Origin of the sequence: Allorhizocola rhizosphaerae (assembly GCF_003426775.1) — a bacterium.
Taxonomy (GTDB): domain Bacteria; phylum Actinomycetota; class Actinomycetes; order Mycobacteriales; family Micromonosporaceae; genus Allorhizocola; species Allorhizocola rhizosphaerae.
Window position 1 is genome coordinate 1 of record NZ_QJUG01000138.1, and the last position, 23,021, is coordinate 23,021.

Genomic DNA, 23,021 nt, shown 5'->3' on the forward strand with positions numbered 1-23,021 from the left:
TGCTTTTGCGCGGCTGATGTCGGCGCGAAGCGTCCGACGTTAGCCGCTGCGAGGATCCCGCTTATAACTCTGTTCAGGCGAAGCCGTGCTTTTGCGCGGCTGATGTCGGCGCGAAGCGTCCGACGTTAGCCGCTGCGAGGATCACTGTTCGGCTTTTTGTCATACCCCCGGGCTAGCGTCGGAGACATGGGAGTTGATTCAGGTTCGGCGATCGCCGACCGGGCGGCGGCCGAGGGATATGTAGGCAAAGTCTGCTTCAAGACCGGTCCACCCGAGCGCGTGGGTGTGGAGCTTGAGTGGACGGTCCATCACCGGGCCGATCCGTGCCGCCCACTCGACGTGCGGGAGCTGGCGATCGCCCTCGGGCCGCACGCCCCGCCCACGCTGGACCCGGCAAGTGCGCACCGCCCGCTGCCCGGCGGGAGTCTGGTGACGCTGGAGCCCGGTGGCCAGGTGGAGTTGTCCTCCCCGCCAGTGACGTCCCTGGCCGGCCTGATCGATGACACGGCGGCCGACGTCACCGTCCTTTCCCGACTGCTCGCCTCGTCCGGGCTCTGCCTGGGCGGCCAGGGCCATGATCCACACCGGCCCGCCGAGCGCCTGATCCACACCCAGCGCTATGCGGCGATGGAGCATGCCTTCGACCGGGTGGGGCCGTGGGGCCGGGCCATGATGTGTGGCACGGCTGGGCTGCAGGTCTGCCTCGACATCGGGACCGGAGCGCGGGCTGCGGCCCGGTGGCGGGCGGCCCATGCGCTGGGGCCGCCGATGATCGCGCTGTTCGCCAACTCGGCCCGCGATGGGTGGGCCAGCGGGCGCATGCGCACGTGGTATGAGACCGATCCCGTGCGCACGCTGCCGCCCGTGTTGGATGGGGATCCGGTTGGGGCGTGGGCGAAACGCGTGCTCGACACGCCGCTGCTGTGCCTGCGCCGGGACTCGGGCGAGTGGGATCCACCGCCCGGGGTGACGTTCGGCGGTTGGATCGAGGGCGCGCTGCCGACCCGGCCGACGTACGACGACCTCGACTACCACATGACGACGATGTTTCCGCCGGTGCGGCCCCGCGGTTATCTGGAGCTGCGCTATATCGACGCGCAGCCGGGCGGCGACTGGGTGTTGCCGGTGGCCATGATTACCGCGCTGTTCGCACGGGAAGAGACGGTCGATGCCGCAACCGAGCTGGCCGAGCCGGCCGGGCAGCGCTGGGTGCAGGCCGCGCGGGACGGGCTCGCCGACCCGGTGATCGCTTCCGTGGTCCCGCGTCTGGTCGAGCTCGCGTGCGTGGCGCTGGATGACACCGATCTGCCTGCCGACATGAAAGCCGACGTCGCCAAGAGACTGTCCTCAAGGGAGGGACTGAGATGACCGATCCGGATATCCGGGCGCGTGCCGCGGCCGAGCTGGAGCGCACCCGGGCACGCAGCCGGGTGCTGACCGACGCGGTGGACGACGACGACCTGGTGCGCCAGCACTCGGCGCTGATGTCCCCGCTCGTGTGGGATCTGGCGCACGTGGGCAATCAGGAGGAGCTGTGGCTGGTCCGCGACGTTGGCGGGCGCGAGCCGGTGCGGCAGGACATCGACCAGCTTTACGACGCGTTCAAGCATCCGCGAAGCGACCGGCCCACCCTGCCGCTGCTGGGGCCGGCCGAGGCACGGGCCTATATCGGTACCGTCCGGGAAAAGGTCTTGGATCTTCTCGACTCGGTCCCGCTGGAGGGTCGGCCGCTAGTGGAGCAGGGCTTCGCCTTCGGCATGATCGTGCAGCACGAGCAGCAGCACGACGAGACCATGCTGGCGACGCATCAGCTGCGGCGCGGCGAGCCGGTGCTGTCGGCGCCGCCGCCACCCGCGAGCGCCGGGTCGGTGACGGGCGCGGCGCTGATCGCGGGCGGGCCGTTCACCATGGGCACATCGCTGGAGCCGTGGGCGCTGGACAATGAGCGGCCCGCACATCAGGTGCACGTGCCGGCGTTCTTCATCGACCGTGCGCCGGTCACCAACGCCCAATACCGGGAGTTCATCGACGCCGGCGGTTACGAGGACCGTCGCTGGTGGACGGATGCGGGCTGGGCGCACCGGCAGGAGGCCGGGCTCACCGGGCCGATGCACTGGTTCGGCGACGGGACATACGTGCGGTTCGGGCGGCGCGAGCCGATCGTGCCCGACGAGCCGGTCGTGCACGTCTGCTGGTATGAGGCGGACGCGTTCGCCCGCTGGGCGGGCAAGCGCCTGCCGACCGAGGCCGAGTGGGAAAAGGCGGCGCGACACGACCCGGCGAGCGGGCGATCGCGGCGCTATCCGTGGGGCGACGAGGATCCGGGGCCACAGCACGCCAACCTCGGGCAGCGGCACCTGTCCCCCGCACCCGTCGGCGCCTACCCGGCAGGGGCAACGCCCGCTGGCGTCCACCAGCTGATCGGGGACGTGTGGGAGTGGACATCGACTGACTTTCACGGATATCCCGGGTTCAGCGCGTTTCCGTACAAAGAATATTCAGAGGTTTTCTTTGGTACCGAATACAAGGTGCTGCGGGGCGGGTCATTCGGCACCGACGCGGCGGCGTGCCGCGGGACGTTCCGCAATTGGGACTACCCGATCCGGCGGCAGATCTTCAGCGGGTTCAGATGCGCCCGCGATCCACTGCCCGGGGAGGCGGTCTGATGTGCCGTCACCTGTTGCATCTCGGGCCTGCGGTCACACTGGCCTCGCTGGTGACCGAGCCGCCGCACTCGCTGCTGCACCAGAGCTATGCGCCGCGCGACATGCGCGGCGGCGGGACGATCAATGTGGACGGTTTCGGGGTCGGCTGGTTCGGTGCGGACGGGGCGGTGCGCTATCGCACGGATCGTCCGATGTGGAGTGATGCGAGCTTCCTGGAGCTGGCGCGTTTGACCAGCGCCGAGGCGGTACTCGCGGCCGTGCGCTCGGCGACCATCGGGATGCCGCTGGGCGTGGCGGCGTGCGCACCGTTCACCGGGGACGGCTGGCTGTTCAGCCTCAACGGGCGCGTCGAGGGCTGGCCGGCCAGCGTGGTCAAGCCGGCCGAGGGATTGCCGGTGCTGGATCTGCTCACGCTGGAGGCGCTCACCGACAGCGCGCTGGTGTGGGGACTGGTGCGCCATCGGCTGAGCTCGGGGGCAACGCCCGGCGAGGCCCTGCGGGCCGTCGTGGCCGAGGTGTCCGCGGCGGCGCCCGGGTCACGGCTCAATCTGCTGCTCACCAACGGCCGGGAGGGTTACGCGACCACGGCCGGCCATTCGCTTTCGGTGCTGCGGACGCCCGGCCGGGTGGTCATCGCTTCGGAACCGCTCGACGACGACCCGGGCTGGCAAGCGGTCCCGGATCGGCGCCTGCTCACGGCCGACAGGTCGGGATACACCATGGAGGAGCTGTGAAAACTGACATTCGTCTGACCGAGGCCGACCTGGCGCGGCAGTTGCGCGCGGACGCGCTGCACGGGCTGACCTCCGACCCCAAATGGTTGCCCCCCAAGTGGTTCTACGACGCGACCGGCAGCAAACTCTTCGAGCGCATCACCGAGCTGGAGGAGTACTACCCCACCCGGGCCGAGCGGGCGATCCTGGTCGAGCGGGCGAGTGAGATCGCCCGGATAACGGGCGCGAAAACGTTGGTGGAGCTGGGGTCCGGGTCGTCGGAAAAGACGCGGCTGCTGCTCGACGCGCTGCATGGGCATGGCACGCTGGCGAGGTTCGTGCCGCTGGACGTGTCCGAGTCGGCGCTGCGGGAGGCCGCGCACGCCATCGACGACGAATATCCGGGGATCGACGTGCACGCCATCGTCGGCGACTTCACCTCCCATCTGGACGGGATTCCGGCGGGCGACGGGCGCATGGTCGCCTTCCTCGGGGGCACCATCGGCAACCTGATGCCCGCCGAGCGGGCCGAGTTCTTCGCGCGCTTGCGTGCAGTGCTGCACCATGGCGAGTGGCTGCTGCTCGGCACGGATCTGGTGAAGGATCGAGCCACGCTCATCGACGCCTACGACGACGCGGCCGGCGTGACCGCCGAGTTCAACCGCAACGTGCTGCGGGTGCTCAACCGGGAGCTCGACGCCGACTTCCCGGTCGACGAATTCGACCATGTCGCGGTGTGGGACGACGTCAACGAGTGGATCGAGATGCGGCTGCGGGCGACGCGCGACATGGCCGTGCGCGTGCGGGCGCTCGGGCTCGACCTCACGTTCGCGCGCGGCGAGCAGATGCGCACGGAGATCTCGGCCAAGTTCCGGCGGGAGGGAGTGCAGGAGGAGCTGGAGCAGGCTGGGTTTGCGGTGAGCGAGTGGTGGACCGATCGGGAATCCCGGTTCGCGCTCACGCTCGCAACGGCCACGTAGCAGAAGCGGCCGCCGCCCGCTCCATCAGCATCGCGCGCTCGTGTCTGATGGGTACGAGTTCGGCGGCCCGTTCGAGCTCCTCGGCGGCCTCGGCGTGCCGGCCCAACCGCATCAGCAGCTCATCTGCATCGGGCACCACGAATGGCACCTGCGCCTCGGCCAGCGTGCGCTTGGACCGCGAGATCCGCTGGCCCTATGGTGACGCTCGGCGCCAGGAAGGCCCGAGCGATCTCGTCGGTCGCCGGGCCTCCGACCAGGCGCAAGGTCAACACGGCCCGCTGCATCTGCGGCAGGATCGATGGCAGGCAACGAACACCCGCGACAACAGGTCAGTTATTCCACCTACAGGTCGAATGGACCCTCGCCGCTTCCGACACGGGCAGCCAAGAAAAACGGGCCGCCGTGTGGGCAGCCCGTTTGGGGAAGCGAGGTGGGATCAGGCAAATGCGGCGCTGCCGCGCCCGGAGCGGGATCGCGGCGATCCCGCTCGCGCGTTGCTTCGCTCGCGCGAAGAATTCTCAGGCGATCCCGCTCGCGCGTTGCTTCGCACGCGCGAACAGGTACAGGACCGGGCCGCTGACCAGGTATGCCAGCACGATCAGGCCGAAGGTGAGCTGCAGGTCGGCCAGCACGCCCAGCAGCGGGATCGCCAGCAGCCAGGGCGGCAGCTTGAAGACCTTGGCGAGTTTCGCGTACGGAAAACTTGACACCATCGCGATGGCCAGCAGCACGACGCCGACGACCATGACGCTCGGCGGCAGGGTGAGGCCGATCAGCACGCTCAGCGCAAGCACCGTGGCGGCCATGGTGGTGGGCACGCCGCAGAAGAAGCGGCCGTCCTTGGGCGACACGTTGAACCGGGCGAGCCGGATCGCCGCGCACGCGGCGACCATCGCGCATGCGGCGATGAGCACGGGCGTCGCCACCTTGCCGGCCAGCGCAGAATAGATCACGACCGGGGCGGCGATGCCGAACGAGGTCATATCGCCCAGCGAGTCCATTTGCACGCCGAACGGGCTGGCCACGCCAAACTTGCGGGCGAGGGCCCCGTCGAGCCCGTCGAACGTGATGCAGGCGAGCAGGCACAGCGCGCCCAGCCGCGGGTCGCTGCCGGTCACGGCCAGGAAGATCGCGGTCATGCCGAGCAGCAGGCTGCTCAGTGTGCAGGCCTGCACGAGACCGAACTTGACCCGGCGGGAGAGCGTGCGCTCGCCCGGCAGCAGCGGGATGGTGCTCGGGGTGGCGGGGTGCTCCTCGGGAGCAGCCGCGGCCGCCTCGATTGCGTGGATTTCGCGAGCGTCTAGGCCAGGTAGCGTGTCGACGGCACGGGGCCTACGGCGCAGCCGGCCCACCGGGACCAGCAGCATCCGCCGGGCCTTGGTCCCGCCGGCGCGCAGCCGGCCGGTCCATTGCCTGCCCGCGGGTCGCGGGCTGTCCGTCGTACGACGCCGACGCCAAATGGCTCTCGGCACGTGTCGTCCCTCCATCGCCGGGTCGGTTCCTTTCCGCCGCCTCAGCGGACCGTCCGGCTCTTGTGGTGCGGGAGAAGACAACCGCCGGTCATGCGTGACCGAACGGCGGTCGTTCACTCGCGGCTACACCATCGCACAAGAACACATGCCTTGGCGATACCCAAGTAACGGACATCCAGCAGATTTCACAAGATTTGCCCTTAGTCTACCTGACGACCGCCATCAATCTGTGTGAAGCAGTTCATGACGAGCTAGGTCAGTCAGGTTGAGATCGGGCAAAGAACCCCTGGCGAACCAGCGTGCGTCGGCCGTGGACCCGGCCGCCTCGGTGACCCGTGGCACGCCAGGTTCGGGCACATAGACATCGAAGACTGCCCGAACGGTGTACCAATCGAGCGGCTCGCCCTCCGGGCCCATGGCCGCCGGGTTGTGCCGCGCCCCGACCCGGCGCAGCCCCTTCACCACGCCGATCTGCTCGGACTCCTCGTAAATCTCGCGCAGCAGCCCCTCCGCCGGTTGCTCGCCCCAATCCGTGCCCCCGCCGGGCAGGTGCCACGCCCCCGCTCCCGGATAGCCAGCCGAGATCAGCGAGAGCAGGACGCGCCCCGACGGGTCCGTCACGACACCGTAGGCGCCGAACCGTGTGACGCGCTTGACATCGGCCAGCGCCCGCCCGTCGGATGCCACCTCGCCCGCCTCGTCGGCCCGCTCGGGCCGCTCGATGCGCTCATGTGCGTGGGGCAGGCCAAGCACGCGTGCTGCGAACGGGTTCAGGTCGAGCATGGCCAGCTCGCCCTCGGAGACCCACGCGGGCAGGTCGGTGGTCCCGTTGTTCTCGCCGATCAGCGAGCCGCCCACGATCTCGACATCGAAGATGATGCGATCGTGGTGCAGCACGACGCCACGCCACGGGAACTCCACCCGGTCGGCGCTGACCTCGCGCAGCCCGACGGGGCGCACGTCAAGCCCGGTCTCCTCGCGAAACTCCCGCACGACACCGAGATTGGGATCCTCGCCATGGTCGAGGCCGCCGCCGGGCAGCACCCACTTGCCCGGATTGTTGGACAGCTCGGACGACCGGACGAGCAGGATCCTGCCCTGATCGTCCCGCGCGATGCCATATGCCCCAATGCGACGGCGCTTTTCCACGCCCGCAAGGCTAGCCTCCGTCAGCGCGCGAAGGCCGCCCGCAATCGCCGCGACCCGCCCGCGTGCGCGAGCGCTAGCCCGGGAAAGCCGCCTGCAATCGCCACGACCGCCGAGAGGCGCAAGGTGCCCTCCGACCGGGTGGCGTCCCGGCCCAGCGGCCGCTCGCGCGGGCGAGCGCTAGCTCGGGAAGGCCGCCCGGATCGCCTCGGCCGTGACCTCGGTGACGTCCTCCGGCCCGAGCGCCGCCACCTCCTCCGGCCGCACCCAGCGCGCCTCGGACGTCGAGCCGCCGCTGTCGGACACGCGTGGCCGGGTCGCCCGGTCCACGTGCACCCGGTAGAACGCCCGCACGCCGTGCCAGTCGATCGGGTAACCTTCGGGCCCCAGCGAGGCCGGATCGCGGTGGCTTGCCACCCCGAGCAGCTCGACCAGGCGCCCCTTCTGGCCCGTCTCCTCGACCAGTTCGCGGATCAGCGCGGCGCCCGGCTGCTCGCCGTAATCGGTGCCGCCGCCGGGCAGATGCCAGCGCCCGGCGCCGGGATAGTTGGGTGCGACCCGGGTGAGCAGCACGCGCCGCTGCCGGTCGGTCGCCACCGCGTATGCGGCGAACCGCTGTGCCCGGTGCAGGCCGTCCGGGCCGGGTGCGGCGTGGAAGGAGGGAAATTCAGGGACATCATCTGGTACCGCTTCGTCAGCCGCAGGAAGTCCGAGGGCGAGCGAGGTGAACCGGCGCAGCGGCAGGTCCGTCAGCTCGTCGGCCGGCACCCACCGGGCGAGGTCGGTAGGCTGGTCGACCCGGTCGCGCAGAGCACCACCGCGCACCCGCGCCGTGTAGATAACGCGATCCGTATGGATGGTCACGCCCCGATGGGGCAACGCTCGCATGTCGGCAACCACGTCAGCCAGCCCGCTCACCGCGATGCTCAGCCCGGTCTCGGCTGCGGTCTCCCGCACGACCGTCTCGTTTGGATGCTCGCCATGCGCCACCGCACCACCCGGCAACGACCATGTGCCGGGTGTGCCGGACAGGGCCGAGGCCCTGACCAGAAGGACCCTGTGGTCAGGGTCGGTCACAACTGCGTACGCCGCGATGCGCCGCAGTGCCTCCATGGGCTCGATCGCGGTCACAGGTAGCAATTCTCCCTGACCAATGAGTGATCGGGCAATATCCATTCCGGTTGACAATGAACTTGAGTCCATGTTCGACGGTGTGTCGCGGCAATAACTTCATGGTCAATCTGTCACCGCCCCGGCGCTCAACGGCGCGGCAGAGCCGACAGCACCGGTCCGCGGTGCCGCAGCCCCGCCCGATCGATCATGAAGTTGCGACACGACACGCCGTCCAACATGGACGTAAGTTCATGTTGGACGTGAAGAAGCCGGAAAGGGGAGGGCTACTCCCATTCGATGGTGCCGGGGGGTTTGGAGGTGACGTCGAGGACGACTCGGTTGACGTCGCGGACCTCGTTGGTGATGCGGGTCGAGATGCGCGCGATGAGCTCGTATGGCAGACGCGACCAGTCGGCGGTCATGGCGTCCTCACTGGACACCGGGCGCAGCACGATCGGGTGGCCGTAGGTGCGCCCGTCGCCCTGCACGCCCACCGAGCGCACGTCGGCGAGCAGCACGACCGGGAACTGCCACACGTCACGGTCCAATCCGGACGCGGTAAGCTCCTCGCGGGCGATCAGATCGGCCGCGCGCAGCACCTCCAGGCGCGAAGCCGTCACCTCACCGATGATGCGGATCGCGAGTCCCGGCCCGGGGAACGGGTGCCGGTAGACCATCGCCTCGGGCAGGCCCAGCTCGACCCCGAGCGCGCGCACCTCGTCCTTGAACAGCGTGCGCAGCGGCTCGACCAGTTGGAACTGCATGTCGTCGGGCAGCCCGCCCACGTTGTGGTGGCTCTTGATGTTGGCCGTGCCGGTGCCCCCGCCCGACTCGACCACGTCGGGATAAAGCGTGCCCTGCACCAGGAACCGCGTGTCGGATGGCACGGCCGCCTCGAACGCGCGGATGAACTCCCGCCCAATGATCTTGCGTTTTTGCTCGGGGTCGGTGACGCCCGCGAGTGCGGAGAGGAACCGGCCGGAGGCATCGACGACTTTGAGCTTGATCCCGGTGGCGGCGACGTAGTCGCGCTCGACCTGCTCGGCCTCGCCCGCGCGCAGCAGGCCGTGGTCGACGAAGACGCACGTCAGCTGGTCGCCGACGGCGCGGTGCACGAGCGCGGCCGCGACCGCCGAATCGACGCCGCCCGACAGCCCGCAGACCACCGCGCCTGAGCCCACCTGCGAGCGGATGGCCTCGACCGCGTCGTCGATGATGTTGCCCATGGTCCAGGTAGGCTCGATCTTGGCGATCTCGTAGAGGAAGCGCTCAAGCATGGTCTGCCCGCCCGGCGTGTGCTTGACCTCGGGGTGGAACTGGACGCCCGCGAGGCCCTGCGCCACGTTTTCGAACGCGGCCACCGGGGCGCCGCCCGACGATGCTGTCACGGTGAACCCGGCCGGTGCGGCGGTCACGCAGTCTCCGTGCGACATCCAGACGTTTTGCTCGCCCGCACCGAAAAGGGCGCTCGCGCTCAAGAGAACGGGCGTGCCGCCGAATTCGCGCGAGCCGGTGTGCGCCACGGTGCCGCCCAACGCCTGCGCCATTGCCTGGAAGCCGTAGCAGATCCCGAAAACGGGCACACCGGCGTCGAACAGCTTGGCGTCGACTTGCGGTGCTCCCGCCTCGTACACGCTCGATGGACCGCCGGAAAGGATGATGGCCGCCGGATTGCGGGCGAGCATCTCATCGATGGACATCGAATGCGGCACGATCTCGGAGTAGACCCGCGCCTCGCGGACCCGGCGCGCGATCAGCTGCGCGTACTGCGCTCCGAAGTCAACCACCAGAACCGGGCGAGGCATCGTCATCCGCCAAGAATATTTCAGCCGACGTAGTTGACCCCGTCCGGGTAGGGATGGGGATTGGCCTGGCACCCGCGTAGGGAGATCGACTGCTGCTGCATGACGGGCGCGAGATCGCCCGTCCGGGTGCAATTGACATGTCCGAAGCCGAGATAGTGCCCGGTCTCGTGGTTGATCACCATGGTCCGGTAGTTGTCCAGATCACCGTTGTAATGCGCGACACCGAGCATCCAGCGCTTGAGATTGATGAACAGGTTGCCGCCGTTGCGGCACGAGTACTCCCCTACCGTCCTGGTGGGCGCGCAAAATCGATCCACGTTTTTGGGCGTGGTCAGCTTGATCCTCAGTTGCGCGGAGGCACAGTCCGGTACCCGCTGAAACATCCATTTCTTTCCGGCGATCCAACTGCGCTCGTCGGCCAGGACAACGTCGACCACGGCGGCGAACTCGTCCGCGGTGAACGTCTCGATCCCGTCCTCCACCTGCACGCAGTACTTGTGGAGCTTGCCGCTCCTGCCGAGCACGCCGGTCCCGCCCGAGGCGGTCTGCGAGTAGGTGCCCTTGCCCTGCAGCAGCACGTTGGTCGAGCGCGGTCTGGGCGTCGCCGTCGGCGAAGCCGACGGGGTCGGGCTCCGCACGCCGGGGGTCACCGACACCGTCGGCTCGACGACCGCGGGCGGCGGGCTCGTGTCGCACGCCGCGAGCAGAGCGGCCAGTGCGGCAATCATGAGGGGGACGCGCATTCCATGAGGCTAATGCCCCTCCCCCGGTCTGGGGTCGCGATCGCCCTTGGCCGGCCAGAACGAGAACGCGCGCTCCGCCTGGGCCACGATGGTCAGCGACGGGTTCACGCCCAGGTTGGCGCTGACCGCGGCCCCGTCAACGACATGTAAACCCTTGTGGCCGAACACGCGGTGATACTTATCGATGACCCCGGTCTGCGGGGAGCCGCCGATGACCGCTCCACCGAGAATGTGCGCGGTCATCGGGATATCGAACATCTCAAGCATGGTGCCTCCGGGCAGTCCGCCGACCTCCTCAGCCAGCAACCGCACGGCCTCGTTGCCCTCCGGGATCCAGGTCGGGTTGGGCGCGCCGTGCCCGAGCCGCGACCGCAGCCTTCCGCGCCGATATCCCACCGTGAGCGAGTTGTCGTGCGACTGCATCACGAGCGCGATGATGGTGCGCTGCGACCATCGGCGCACCGACAGCGCCCGCCAATAGGCGAACGGCCAAGTGAACATGGTCTTCACGAACCGCCCGAACCGGCCCGGCCCGCCCTCGGTCGCCGGGGCCTGAAGCAGGCCCATCGCGTTGGAGCCCCGCCCATACCGCACCGGCTCGATGTGCGTGCGCTCGTCTGGGTGGAACGAGCTCGTAATCGCCACGCCGTCGGTGAAGTCGACGCCTCTTGTGCGGGCCTGTCCGGGTAGGACAGTCGCGCCCAGGAGCGACTCGGAGTTGGTGCGCGTCAAGGCGCCGAGGCGATCGGACACGTGCGGCAGCGAGCCGTCGGCCTTCATGGCGTGAAGGATTCGTTGCGTGCCAAGCGCTCCGGCCGCGAACACCACCTGGTCGGTCTCGAACACCTTGCCTCGCTTGGCCTTGACGATGTAGCCGTCGCCGTGCGGATGGACCGATACGACTTCGGTTCGCTCGAACACCTTGGCGCCCTTGCGCTCCGCCAGATACAGGTAGTTCTTGACGAGCGTGTTCTTGGCATTGTGCCGGCAGCCGGTCATGCAGCCCCCGCAATGGGTGCAACCGCTGCGCGGCGGGCCCTCGCCACCGAAGTACGGGTCGGGCACCTGCTTGCCCGGCAGGCCCAGAAACACGCCCACGGGCGTCTTGTGGAACGTGTGCCCGACGCCCATGCGCTCGGCGACGCGCTTCATCGCCTCGTCGGCGGCCGTCATGCGGTCGTACGTGACGACGCCGAGCATGCGTTCGGCCGTGTCGTAGTGCGGGGCGAGTTCAATGCGCCAGTCGGCGATGTCGCGCCATTGCGGGTCTTCGTAGAACGCGGGCAGCGGGCGGTACAACGTGTTGGCGTAAACGAGCGACCCGCCGCCCACGCCCGCCCCCGACAGCACGAGCACGCCCGCGCCCTTCTCGTCGCCGCGCAGCAGCGTGATCCGCTGGATGCCATAGCACCCGAGTTTGGGTGCCCACAAGAACTTCCGCAGCCGCCAGCTCGTCTTCGGGAAGTCACGATCCTCGAAGCGCCGGCCCGCCTCCAGCACGGCGACCGAGTAGCCCTTCTCGCTCAGACGCAGCGCGGCCACACTCCCGCCGAACCCGGAGCCGATGACGACCACGTCATACCTCATGGGCGCATTATTACCGCCCGGTAACCAGGAGGCAATATTTACATGCGCGTATTGACGTGCTTCTGTATTGAAGACTCGCTAACCATAGGGAGGTATACATGCGACGACACGTCGCCGTACTCCTGTCCGCTCTCGCCATCGGCGCGGCATTTGTGCTCGGCGCCCCGGCGACCGGATCGTCCGGATTGGACACCGCAACCGACCCGGTGTCGCAGTACCGGATCACCGGGCCGAAGACGTTCGCCGACCGCAACGCGATCGCCCGGACCGGGGCCGCCGTGGACTACTTCGAGCACGGCAAGCTATATGTGCACGCGACACAGACGGAGGCACGCCAGATCCGCGCGCTCGGCTTCACCGTCGAGCAGCTGCCTCCGCCCGCCTCGGCCCAAGACGTGAGCATCCAGGACTTCCCCCCGTCCGACTCGGGCTACCACAACTTCGCCGAGATGGTCACCGAGATCAACAATGTGGCGGCCGCCTACCCCAGCCTGGTGCGCGTTTCCACCATCGGGCAGTCGTACCAGGGCCGGGCCATCTACGCCATCAAGATCTCCGACAACGTCGCCACGGACGAGAACGAGCCCGAGCTGCTGTTCAACGCCCACCTCCACGCGCGCGAGCACATCACCGTCGAGATGGCGCTGTATCTGCTCAACATGTTCACCGGGCAGTACGCGACCGACGCACGCGTGCGCAACGCCGTCGACACACGCGAGATCTGGATCCTGCCCAACCTGAACCCGGACGGCGGCGAGTACGACATCGCCACCGGCTCCTACCGGTCGTGGCGCAAGAACCGCCAGCCCAACTCGGGCACGACCGCCGTGGGCACCGACCTCAACCGCAACTTCGGGTACAACTGGGGCTGCTGCGGCGGCTCGTCAGGCAGCCCGTCGTCGGACACCTACCGCGGCACGTCGGCCTTCTCAGCCCCCGAGACGGCGGTCGTGCGCGACTTCGTGCTGTCGCGGCGCATCGGCGGTGTGCAGCAGATCAAGGCGAACATCGACTTCCACAATTATTCTGAACTGGTGCTGTGGCCATACGGGTACACGACAGCGAACACCGCCCCCGGACTCAGCGCCGACCAGGAGGCGACGTTCCGCACCATCGGCATCGAGATGGCCAACACCAACGGATACCGGCCTATGCAGGGCAGCGATCTGTACATCACGGACGGGGACATCACCGACTGGATGTGGGGCAACCAGCAGATCTGGACCTACACCTTCGAGATGTACCCGGCTTCGGGCGGCTTCTACGTGCCGGATGAGCGCCTCGCGGCCGAGACGTCGCGCAACAAGACGGCCGTGCTCATCCTTTCCGAGTACGCGGACTGCCCCTACCGCGCAATCGGCAAGCAGAACCAGTATTGCGGCCAACCCGGGGCACCGGTGGTCGCCAACCCCGGCAACCAGACCAGCACCGTGGGCACGTCCGTCACGCTGAACAACAGCGCGTCCGGCGGCACCCCGCCCTACACCTGGTCGGCGACCGGCCTGCCGCCCGGCCTGTCCATCAACTCCGGCACCGGCCAGGTGACGGGCACGCCCACGACGGCCGGCACCTACAACACGACCATCACGGCCAGCGGCGGATCGGCATCCTTCGTATGGACGGTTACCCAAGCGGGATGCAGCGGCACGAACCCCAACGACGTCACCATTCCCGACGTGTCCACTGTGGAGAGTCCGATCGTCATCTCGGGCTGCAACCGCAACGCCTCGGCCACGTCGACGGTCGAGGTGCACATCGTGCACAGCTACCGCGGTGATCTCGTCGTGTCACTCGTTGCCCCCGATGGCACGGTCTACACCCTGTTGAACCGCTCGGGCGGAAGCGCCGACAACGTGGACCAGACCTTCGCCGTCAACCTGTCCAGCGAGGCCGCGAACGGCACGTGGCGCCTGCGCGTCCAAGACGCCGCCTCGGCCGACACCGGATACATCAACAGCTGGACCCTGACCCTCTAATCACGACAGTCACATGCACCCCGACGGTGGGGCCGCACCATCCCTGCGGCCCCACCGTTTCCATGTGGTGTGTGCAAGCACACGTCTACCTGGGGCGACCGCCACCGGGCAGGCCCCACCTGTGATCCTAAGCTCGGAAAGCTGGCGAGCGGGGGGACAACATGACCGTCGGATTCGCGCACCGAGACGACTGACCCATCGCCCTTTCGGCCACCCGAACCCTGGAGAGTCATGTGACCACACAAGCTGCGGCGCCCCAGAAACTGGACGGCGCCGTTCTCAAGATTGCCGGAGTGGTGGTACTCGGCGCGATCATGTCGATCCTCGACGTCACGGTCGTCAGCGTCGCGTTACCCACATTTCAGTCTGAGTTCAACGCCACTTACGCCCAGGTCGCCTGGACCATGACGGGCTACACGCTCGCGCTGGCCACGGTGATCCCGCTCAGCGGCTGGGCCGCCGACCGGTTCGGCACCAAGCGGCTCTACATGCTGGCGCTGCTGCTGTTCACGCTCGGCTCGGCGCTGTGCGCCACCGCCGACTCGATCAACCAGCTCATCGCCTACCGGGTCCTGCAGGGCCTGGGCGGTGGCATGCTCATGCCGCTCGGCATGACGATCATGACCCGCGCGGCGGGCCCGCAGCGCATCGGCCGGCTGATGGCCGTGCTGGGCATCCCGATGCTGCTGGGCCCGATCGGTGGGCCGATCCTCGGCGGCTGGCTCATCGACGTGGCGAGCTGGCACTGGATCTTCCTGATCAACGTCCCGATCGGCGCGATCGCCCTCGTTTACGCGCAACTCGCGCTCCCGAAGGACAACCCCGAGCCGTCGGAGTCCTTCGACTTCCTTGGCATGCTGATGCTGTCGCCCGGCCTGGCCCTGTTCCTCTTCGGCGTCTCGTCGCTGCCCGAGACGGGCACGATCGCCGCCACCAAGGTCTGGGTCCCGATGCTGTTCGGCGGCGCGCTGGTGATCGCCTTCGTGCTGTACTCGTTCAAGCCGAAGCACCCACTGGTCGACCTGCGGCTGTTCCGCAACCGCAACCTGAGCGTCGCATCGATCTCGCTGTTCGTGTTCATCATCGCGTTCATGGGCGCCGGCCTGCTGTTCCCGAGCTACTTCCTGCAGGTGGGCGGCGAGTCCACGCTCAACGCCGGTCTGCTGATGGCCCCGCAGGGCATCGGCGCGATGCTGACCATGCCGATCGCGGGCATGCTGGCCGACAAGATCCCGGTCGGCCGGACCGTGCCGTTCGCGATGGCGCTCATCGCCGTCGGATTCTTCGCGTTCACCCAGGTCGACGCCGACACCTCGTACTGGCTGCTGTGCGGTTCGCTGTTCGTGATGGGTCTGGGCATGGGCGGCACGATGATGCCCATGATGACCTCGGCGCTGCGGACGCTGTCGCACCACGACACCGCCCGCGGTTCCACGCTGGTCAACATCCTCCAGCAGATCGGCGGCTCGATCGGCTCGGCGATCATGTCGGTCATCCTGACCACCCAGCTGAACAAGTCGGCCCCGATCCCGGGCCTGAACGACCCGGCCACCGGCGAGCCGATCACCGAGGCCGGCGCGGCGATCGCGGTCCAGCACGGCGCGCAGCTGCCCCTTGAGCCGTCGGTCATCCAGCGTGGCCTGGACTTCGTGGCGGATTCGTTCGCCACCACGTTCTGGGTCGGCTTCGCGCTGGTGCTGGCGACCTTTATCCCGATCGCGTTCCTGCCTCGCAAGAAGCCCGAGGCACCAGCCGTGGCGGACGAGCCAAACGCCGACAGCGTTGACCGTCCGGCCCCAGCGATGATCCACTGATGCCCGCTCGCCGGGACAGCAACCCTCGTCGCTGAACACGACCCGACCGTCGCCGACTGGACGATCTCCATCGGCGGCGGTCGGGCTCGTCTAGGGCCGGCCCACCTCGAACAGCCACGCGTCGAACAGGTCGTCCAGCTGCTCGCCCGACACCCGCTCGGAGAGCTCGATGAACTCCGTCGTCGTGGCAAGGCCGTCGCGCTGCTCGGCGGCCCACACCTGCAGGATCTTGAAGAAGTCCTCGTCGCCGATCTCCTTGCGCAGCGCGTGCAGGGTCATTCCCCCGCGCTGATAAACGCTGGCGGAGAACATGTTTTCCCGGCCCGGCTTGCCCGGCGGAACCTCCCAGATGCGATTGTTGCGATCCGCGTAACGCGAGTCGAACTCGGCCTGGATCTTCGGGCCGCCGCTGTGCTCGTTCCACATCCACTGGGCGTACGTGGCGAAGCCCTCATTGAGCCAGATGTGCTCCCACGTGTCGACCGACACGCTGTCACCGAACCACTGATGCGCGATCTCGTGCGCCACCACGGTCGTGTTGGTGCCCCGCGTCCAGAACACGTCCGAGTAGATGGGCCGGGTCTGTGTCTCCAGCGCGATGCGCACCCGGTCGTCGTCGACGACGATGCCGCCGTAGGCGTCGAACGGGTAGGCCCCGAACTTCGACGCGAGGAAATCGGCGATCTCGGCGGTGCGCGCGATGTCCTTGTCGATCTGCCCGGACGGGATGCTGTTGGCGATCGCCGTGAACACCGGCTTGCCGTTGTGCGTGCCCTCGACGATCCGGTAGTCGCCGATCGCTAGCGTCGACAGGTAGGACGCCATGGGCGAGTTGACCACCCAGTTCCAGGTGGTCCAGCCATCCTTGGTGGACTTGCCCTCCAGCAGGCCGTTGCTGACCCCGGCCGCGCCCTCGGGCACGGTCACCTCGATGCGGTAGGTGGCCTTGTCGCGCGGGTGGTCGTTGACCGGGAACCAGGTGGTCGCCGACTCGGGCTGGCCGATGACGAACGCCCCGTCGCGGGTGGACAGGAACCCCGTCGTGCCGAAGCCGGGGCTGCTGAACGGCGTGGGCACCCCCTGGTACGACACCTCGACCTGAAATTCCTTCTTCGCGTCGATCGCGGCCGGCGGCACAATGATCAGCTCGTCGCCGTCGCGCGTGTGCTGAGCGGCTGCGGAGCCGACGCGCACCTGCTCCACCTGCAGACCGTGGAAGTCCAGATGAAACCGGGTGAGTTGCTCGGTCGCGACCGCCGTGATGCTGGTGTGCCCGGTGAGCCGCTTGGTTGCCGGGTCATATTTGATTTTTATCGTGTACCGCGAGACGTCGTAACCCGAATTGCCGTACTTCGGGAAATAGGGGTCGCCGATCCCGGCCGGGTTGTCGACCGCGCTCGGCTGGATCTGCCGCTCGGTGAACAACGGTTTCGTTGGCGCGGGCGTGCACGAGACCGCCACGGCCGCCACGGCGACGACAACCCAACGAAGCACTCTGTCCATGCGGCCGAACGCTACCTCACCTATCGAGCATCAGCCCAACGTCACCTGTCGAGCATCAGCCCAACGCGCTGGAACTCCTTGAGATCACGATATCCGCATTTGGCCATCGCGCGCTTGAGTCCGCCAAACAGATTCAGACTTCCTGAGGCGTCATCGGACGGTCCAAACAGCAGCGTCTCCAGCGACACCGACTCGGCGTCCTCAATGGAGCCCACGTGCCCGCGCGGCAGCTTCGGGTGGCTCGCCGACGGGTGCCACCACAGCCCGCCCGCGGGGCTGCCCTTGGCGATCGTCAGCGGCATGCCCAGCATCACCGCGTCGGCGCCGCACGCGAGGGCCCTGGCGATGTCGCCCGACGTGTGCACGTCGCCGTCGGCGATCAGGTGCACGTATCGCCCGCCCGTCTCGTCGAGATAGTCCCGCCGCGCGGCGGCCGCGTCGGCGATCGCGGTCGCCATGGGCACCCGGATCCCGAGCACGGAATCCGTGCTCGATAGGAAATCGGCGCCAATCCCTACGATCACGCCGGCGGCGCCGGTCCGCATCAGATGCAGAGCCGTCTGGTAGTTGGTGCAGCCGCCCACGATCACCGGCAGGTCGAGGTCGGCGATGAACTCCTTGAGGTTGAGCGGCTCCTCCACAGTGGACACGTGCTCGGCGGAGACCAGCGTGCCCTGGATGACGAGGATGTCGATGCCCGCGTCGAGGATCACCTGGGCGAGTTTGAGCGTGTGCTGCGGCGAAACCCGCACGGCGACGGTCTGCCCGCCGGCGCGCATCTCCCGCACCCGCTCGGCGATCAGCTCGGGCTTGATCGGCTCGGAGTAGATCTCCTGCAGCGCGGTGGTCGGGTGCTCGCTGTCCTTGAGCGACACGAGCAGCTTGGCCGGGTCTTCATAGCGCGTCCACACGCCCTCGACGTTGAGCACGCCCAGCCCGCCCGCCTGGCCCAGCGCGATCGCCGACGCGGGACTCATGGTCGCGTCGGACGGGTGGGCCACACACGGGATGGCGAACTTGTAAGCATCCAGCTGCCAGGCCGTGGACACGTCGTCGACGTCGCGCGTGCGGCGGGTCGGGACGATCGCGATGTCGTCGAGGTGATATCCGCGTTGGGCCGACTTGCCCTGCCCGATCTCCACCATGTCGCGCATAAAGACCTCGTTTACCTCGACGAATAATTGGGTGCTTCGACCGTCATCTGTATGTCGTGCGGGTGGCTCTCCTTGAGCCCCGCCGCCGTGATGCGCACCAGTTTGCCTCTGCTCTGAAGCTGCGCGATGCTCTCGGCGCCACTGTAGAACATGCCCTGGCGCAGCCCGCCGACGAGTTGGTAAACGACATTGGCCAGCTGACCGCGATAGGGCACCTGACCCTCGATGCCCTCCGGGATCAGCTTCTCGGTCTGGGTCACGTCGCCCTGGAAGTAGCGATCCTTGGAGTAGCTCTGCGCGGAGGAACCGCGGGAGGTCATCGCGCCCAGCGAGCCCATCCCCCGGTATGACTTGAACTGCTTGCCGTTGGCGAAGATCAGATCACCGGGGGACTCGTCGCACCCGGCCAGCAGCCCGCCCAGCATCACGGTGTCGGCGCCGGCCACGATGGCCTTGGCGATGTCGCCCGAGTGCTGGATGCCGCCGTCGGCGATCACCGGCACGCCGGCCGGCTGGCACGCCCGGGTCGCCTCCATGATCGCGGTGATCTGCGGCATGCCCACCCCCGCGACCACCCGCGTGGTGCAGATGGCACCCGGCCCGACGCCCACCTTGACCGCGTCGGCGCCCGCGTCGACCAGGGCCTTGGCCCCCTCATAGGTCACCACGTTGCCGCCGACCACCTCGACGGTGAACTCCCGCTTGAGCCGCGCGACCAGCTCGATGACCGCCGAGCTGTGCCCGTGCGCGACGTCGACCATAATGACGTCGCAGCCCGCCTCGGCCAGCGCGCCCGCGCGCTTGTAGCCGTCTTCGCCCACGCCCACGGCGGCCGCCACGAGCAGCCGGCCCTTCTCATCCTTGGCGGCGAGCGGGAACTTTTCGCTCTTCGCGAAATCCTTGACGGTGATCAGGCCCTTGAGCACGCCCACACCGTCCACAATGGGCAGCTTCTCCACCTTGTGCCGGCGCAGCAGATCGAGCGCCTCCTCTTTGGACACGCCCACCGGCGCGGTCACCAGCGGCATGCCGGTCATCACGTCGCGCACCTTCACCGACATGTCGGTGACCCAGCGCATGTCGCGGTTGGTCACGATGCCAACGAGCGTGCCGTCGGGGCCGACCACCGGCACGCCGGAGATGCGGTAACGCGCGCAGAGCGCGTCGACGTCGCGCAGCGTGTCATCGGGCGAGCAGGTCACCGGGTTGGTGATCATGCCGGACTCGGAGCGCTTGACCAGATCGACCTGCGCGGCCTGCTCCTCGATGGGAAGGTTTCGATGGAGGGTGCCGATGCCGCCCTGCCGCGCCAGCGCGATCGCCATGCGGGCCTCGGTCACGGTGTCCATCGCGCTCGAAACGACCGGGATGTTGAGCCCGAGATTGCGGGTCAGGCGGGTGGCCGTGGTGACCTGACCGGGGACGAGATCCGCCGCGGCCGGGACCAGGAGCACGTCATCGAAGGTTAAGCCGAGCGGGATGCTGTCCATCTTCTGAATCCTACCCAGGTGCCGGATCAGAAGGCCCGGATGGGTACTAACGTGAAGGGGTGCACGACGAGCCGATAGACCCGTTCAAGGGGGATCCTGCGGACCCTACCGCCGACCTCGACGATCTGGACGGGGATGCCTACGGTGAGCTCTCCACGCAGGAGCGCGCCGACCTGCTCGCCGACCTTTCCGAGCTCGAGGTCTACCAGGTCCTGCTCGGGCCCAAGGGCGTCCGCGGCCTGGTTGTCGACTGTGAGGACTGCCGCGAGCCGCACTACTTCGATTGGGACCTGCTGCGGGGCAACCTCAAGCACCTGCTGGACTCCGGGCGGCCCCGGGTGCACGAACCGGCGTACGACCCAGACCCAGACCACTACGTGACCTGGGAGTACGCGAGGGGTTATGCCGACGCCATCGACGACATGGTCGAAGACGACTGACGGTAGCGCTCCCATGGGGTGATCCGCCCTGGGGATTCGGCGCCTGCGGGCGTCCTCGGCGACCCTGCCACCAGGTGGCGGCCTGGTGCAGAGCCGTTGCGCTTGCTCAGAGCACCCATTCGCCGCGGCGGTGCGCGTTTGGCCTGGCTCGCACCGACCAGGCCGCGGCGATCAACTCACCAAGCCGGCACGGAACCCGGCGGCAACGGCGTGGGCCCGATCGCGTGCGCCCAGCTTGCGGAAGAGCCGCCGCGCATGGGTCTTGACCGTGTCCTCGGACACGAACAATTCCCGCCCGATCTCGGCGTTGCTGCGCCCGTCCGCCATACCGCGCAGGACTTGTAACTCACGCTCGGTCAGCGCGACCGAACGGGTGGGCCGGCCCACCAGGCTGACCCTGGTCGGCATCAGCGCGGGCACATCGACGCGCTGGGCCGGAACCACAGCGCTTTGATGCACCGCCAACTGTGTCGACTGCCGCGACGGCGCCTTGTTGGCCGCGACGGTGGTGGCCACGCTGGGAGCCGGAGCGGGTGACCTCGCGACCAACAGAAGCGCCTTGGCTGCGGCGCTCGCCGGGTCGGGGTCGGAGCCGCCGATCAGTCCGCGCGCGCCGGCCCGGATGGCGGCCTGCGCGACGGCAGGCTCCTCCGGCCCGAAGAGCACGAGCTGGGTCTGCGGCGACGCGGCAAGCACCCGGCGGGTGAAGCCGACAGTGTCGGGTTTGGTCAACGCCGTGTCGGCGAAGACGATATTGGCCGCGAACGCGCTCAGCTGAGTGATGGCCTCAGCGGCGCTCGTGGCGGTGCGGACTCCTGCGCCCACACCCAGTCGTTCGGCACACGCCGCTATGGTCGCGGCGCTTTGTGCGGTCCGAACGCAAACGAGGACGGTCTGCACGGGTGATCCCCCTCTCTCCTGCGAAGAAGACCACGAGATAGCCAGATCATTACGCACTTTCGGGGAATGTGTACGAAAACTTGGGCTAGTACTACCTGATCATCCACTCGGTGACGACAACTGGACGTACGCGGAGTAACGTGCGTACGTTGCGCAAAACAAGCCTCCCATCCCCCAAGGAGGTCAGGTGGCTCACTTTCATAGACTTCCCGGTCCGATTGCCGACATTTGGGCCTGGCAGCATCGGGGTGCCTGCAGAGATCGCGACAGCGGTCAGTTCTTCCACCCCGATGGCGAGCGCGGGGCCTCCCGCGGCCGCCGGGAAAGAGAAGCCAAGAAGGTCTGCCAACACTGCCCGGTGCGCGCGCAGTGCGCGGCGTATGCGCTCGCGACGCGCGAACCCTATGGCGTGTGGGGCGGGTTCACCGAGCACGAGCGGCTGCGGCTGCTGCGCGAGGGCTGGAGCGTCTCGTCCAGCGGAGAGATCGACATCCGCCGACTGGAAGCCCGGCTCACCACGGTCACCGCGCAGTGATCACTGCACCGTCACGCTGATCGTGTGCCAGCCCTCGGCCCCGTCCGGGACCACATCGCGCGGGACGCCGGACTGCACCTGTCCGGTGACGTCGGCCGCCCGCACGGCGAGCGTGTGCCGGCCCGGTGCCGCCTGCGCCCAGCGGAACGTCCACTGCCGCCACGTGTCCGGCGAGACGGTGCCGGCGAGCTCGGCGGGCTGCCACGGCCCGTCGTCGACGCGCACCTCGACCACGCTGATCCCGCGGTGCTGCGCCCAGGCCACTCCGGCGACAACGACGTCGCCGGCGCTCACCTTCGCGTTGTTGCGCGGGACGTCGATGCGTGACTGCGTCTTGATCGGCGCCTGCTCCGCCCAGCCGCGCCTGATCCAGTAAGCGTCGAAGTCGGCGAAGGAGGTCAGCTCCAGCTCGGTGATCCATTTGCAGGCGCTCACATAGCCGTACAGGCCGGGCACGACCATCCGCACCGGGAAGCCGTGGTCGATGGGCAGCGGCTCGCCGTTCATGCCCACGGCCAGCAGCGCATCACGCCCGTCGGTGAGCACGGAGGTCGGTGTGCCGCACGTCCAGCCGTCCACCGAGCGGCTGACCACCTGGTCGGCACCCGGCTCGGGGCGGGCCTCCCGGAGCAGCTCGCCGACCGGCACGCCCAGCCAGCGGGCGTTGCCGATGAGATCGCCACCCACCTCATTGGACACGCACGCGAGCGTGACCCAGCGCTCGACCATGGGCCGCTTCAGCAGATCGTCGAACGTCAGCGTGATCGGGTTGGCGACGCGCCCGTGAATGCGAAGCCGCCACCTTTCCGGGTCGACCTGAGGGATCACCAGGGCCGTGTCGATGCGATAGAACGTGTCGTTGGACGTTGCGTAGGTCGCGAGCCCCTCCACGGACGGGTTGGCGTTGGCCGGCACGGGCGGCGCCGCGCTCGCCGGGCTCGGCAGCTTCACCTCCGCACGGGCCGTCTCCACGCCGCGCCGGCT

General features: G+C 68.3%; 20 protein-coding genes. 8 read left to right on the top strand and 12 right to left on the bottom strand.

Annotation, left to right across the window (positions count from 1 at the left end):
- Window positions 1-186: 186 nt before the first annotated feature.
- The 4 genes from egtA to egtD are packed head-to-tail and all read left to right on the top strand — an operon-like array spanning window position 187 to window position 4,359.
- Entirely contained in the window at window positions 187-1,368 is a 1,182-nt protein-coding gene (gene egtA, locus DM816_RS26365; RefSeq protein WP_117213094.1) for an ergothioneine biosynthesis glutamate--cysteine ligase EgtA, read from the top strand.
- A complete protein-coding gene (egtB, locus tag DM816_RS26370) occupies window positions 1,365-2,666 on the top strand; it encodes an ergothioneine biosynthesis protein EgtB (RefSeq protein WP_117213095.1) in 1,302 nt (433 codons plus the stop codon). Before egtA ends, egtB begins: the two co-directional genes overlap by 4 nt.
- On the top strand, window positions 2,666-3,400 hold the full coding sequence (gene egtC, locus DM816_RS26375; RefSeq protein ID WP_117213096.1) for an ergothioneine biosynthesis protein EgtC: 735 nt from the start codon (window positions 2,666-2,668) through the stop codon (window positions 3,398-3,400). The genes egtB and egtC overlap by 1 nt, the downstream gene beginning before the upstream one ends.
- Window positions 3,397-4,359: an L-histidine N(alpha)-methyltransferase gene (gene egtD, locus DM816_RS26380; RefSeq protein ID WP_117213097.1), complete on the top strand. Its 963-nt coding sequence runs from the start codon at window positions 3,397-3,399 to the stop codon at window positions 4,357-4,359. The genes egtC and egtD overlap by 4 nt, the downstream gene beginning before the upstream one ends.
- Here egtD and DM816_RS43875 read toward each other — a convergent pair.
- The 7 genes from DM816_RS43875 to DM816_RS26415 all read right to left on the bottom strand — a co-directional run bounded on the left by DM816_RS43875 (window position 4,337) and on the right by DM816_RS26415 (window position 12,225).
- The gene (locus DM816_RS43875) at window positions 4,337-4,498 is read right to left on the bottom strand and encodes a hypothetical protein (protein ID WP_211588859.1); all 162 of its coding nucleotides are present in this window, start codon (window positions 4,496-4,498) and stop codon (window positions 4,337-4,339) included. The genes egtD and DM816_RS43875 overlap by 23 nt on opposite strands.
- A gap of 379 nt (window positions 4,499-4,877) precedes the next feature.
- Window positions 4,878-5,756 (bottom strand): CDP-alcohol phosphatidyltransferase family protein, encoded by an 879-nt coding sequence (locus DM816_RS26390; protein WP_117213111.1) that lies wholly within the window; start codon window positions 5,754-5,756, stop codon window positions 4,878-4,880.
- Window positions 5,757-6,053: 297 nt separating this feature from the next.
- Window positions 6,054-6,980 carry an NUDIX domain-containing protein gene (locus DM816_RS26395; RefSeq protein WP_117213098.1) on the bottom strand — a complete coding sequence of 309 codons (927 nt, stop codon included), beginning with the start codon at window positions 6,978-6,980 and terminating at the stop codon, window positions 6,054-6,056.
- Between the two features lie 177 nt (window positions 6,981-7,157).
- Window positions 7,158-8,090 (bottom strand): NUDIX domain-containing protein, encoded by a 933-nt coding sequence (locus DM816_RS26400; RefSeq protein ID WP_425455278.1) that lies wholly within the window; start codon window positions 8,088-8,090, stop codon window positions 7,158-7,160.
- A 284-nt stretch (window positions 8,091-8,374) separates the two neighbouring features.
- Window positions 8,375-9,901 carry a glutamine-hydrolyzing GMP synthase gene (gene guaA, locus DM816_RS26405; protein WP_117213100.1) on the bottom strand — a complete coding sequence of 509 codons (1,527 nt, stop codon included), beginning with the start codon at window positions 9,899-9,901 and terminating at the stop codon, window positions 8,375-8,377.
- 14 nt (window positions 9,902-9,915) lie between these two features.
- Window positions 9,916-10,638, bottom strand: a complete 723-nt coding sequence (locus tag DM816_RS26410; RefSeq protein ID WP_117213101.1) for a DUF3152 domain-containing protein — start codon at window positions 10,636-10,638, stop codon at window positions 9,916-9,918.
- Between the two features lie 9 nt (window positions 10,639-10,647).
- On the bottom strand, window positions 10,648-12,225 hold the full coding sequence (locus DM816_RS26415; protein ID WP_117213102.1) for an FAD-dependent oxidoreductase: 1,578 nt from the start codon (window positions 12,223-12,225) through the stop codon (window positions 10,648-10,650).
- Window positions 12,226-12,323: 98 nt separating this feature from the next.
- Here DM816_RS26415 and DM816_RS26420 point away from each other — a divergent pair, with 98 nt between their 5' ends.
- Both DM816_RS26420 and DM816_RS26425 read left to right on the top strand, forming a co-directional pair.
- Entirely contained in the window at window positions 12,324-14,201 is a 1,878-nt protein-coding gene (locus tag DM816_RS26420; RefSeq protein ID WP_117213103.1) for a M14 family zinc carboxypeptidase, read from the top strand.
- A gap of 233 nt (window positions 14,202-14,434) precedes the next feature.
- Window positions 14,435-16,015: a DHA2 family efflux MFS transporter permease subunit gene (locus tag DM816_RS26425; protein WP_117213104.1), complete on the top strand. Its 1,581-nt coding sequence runs from the start codon at window positions 14,435-14,437 to the stop codon at window positions 16,013-16,015.
- Between the two features lie 90 nt (window positions 16,016-16,105).
- Here the strand turns inward: DM816_RS26425 and DM816_RS26430 are convergent, their stop codons facing one another.
- The 3 genes from DM816_RS26430 to guaB are packed head-to-tail and all read right to left on the bottom strand — an operon-like array spanning window position 16,106 to window position 20,162.
- Complete coding sequence (locus DM816_RS26430) at window positions 16,106-17,518, bottom strand: M1 family metallopeptidase (RefSeq protein WP_117213105.1); 1,413 nt, start codon at window positions 17,516-17,518, stop codon at window positions 16,106-16,108.
- 41 nt (window positions 17,519-17,559) lie between these two features.
- Window positions 17,560-18,672 carry a GuaB3 family IMP dehydrogenase-related protein gene (locus DM816_RS26435; protein WP_117213106.1) on the bottom strand — a complete coding sequence of 371 codons (1,113 nt, stop codon included), beginning with the start codon at window positions 18,670-18,672 and terminating at the stop codon, window positions 17,560-17,562.
- An 11-nt stretch (window positions 18,673-18,683) separates the two neighbouring features.
- The gene (guaB, locus tag DM816_RS26440; protein ID WP_117213107.1) at window positions 18,684-20,162 is read right to left on the bottom strand and encodes an IMP dehydrogenase; all 1,479 of its coding nucleotides are present in this window, start codon (window positions 20,160-20,162) and stop codon (window positions 18,684-18,686) included.
- 59 nt (window positions 20,163-20,221) lie between these two features.
- On the opposite strand from guaB, the gene DM816_RS26445 reads away from it, so the two are divergent.
- Entirely contained in the window at window positions 20,222-20,602 is a 381-nt protein-coding gene (locus tag DM816_RS26445; RefSeq protein WP_117213108.1) for a DUF5319 domain-containing protein, read from the top strand.
- Between the two features lie 171 nt (window positions 20,603-20,773).
- Here DM816_RS26445 and DM816_RS44675 read toward each other — a convergent pair whose 3' ends face one another.
- Window positions 20,774-21,502, bottom strand: a complete 729-nt coding sequence (locus tag DM816_RS44675) for a response regulator transcription factor (protein ID WP_117213109.1) — start codon at window positions 21,500-21,502, stop codon at window positions 20,774-20,776.
- 187 nt (window positions 21,503-21,689) lie between these two features.
- On the opposite strand from DM816_RS44675, the gene DM816_RS26455 reads away from it, so the two are divergent.
- Window positions 21,690-22,037, top strand: coding sequence for a WhiB family transcriptional regulator (locus DM816_RS26455; RefSeq protein ID WP_117213110.1), 348 nt, complete (start codon window positions 21,690-21,692; stop codon window positions 22,035-22,037).
- Here the strand turns inward: DM816_RS26455 and DM816_RS26460 are convergent.
- Window positions 22,038-23,021: molybdopterin-dependent oxidoreductase (locus tag DM816_RS26460; RefSeq protein WP_162907857.1), on the bottom strand; the 984-nt coding region annotated here is incomplete at its 5' end. It abuts the gene before it with no gap.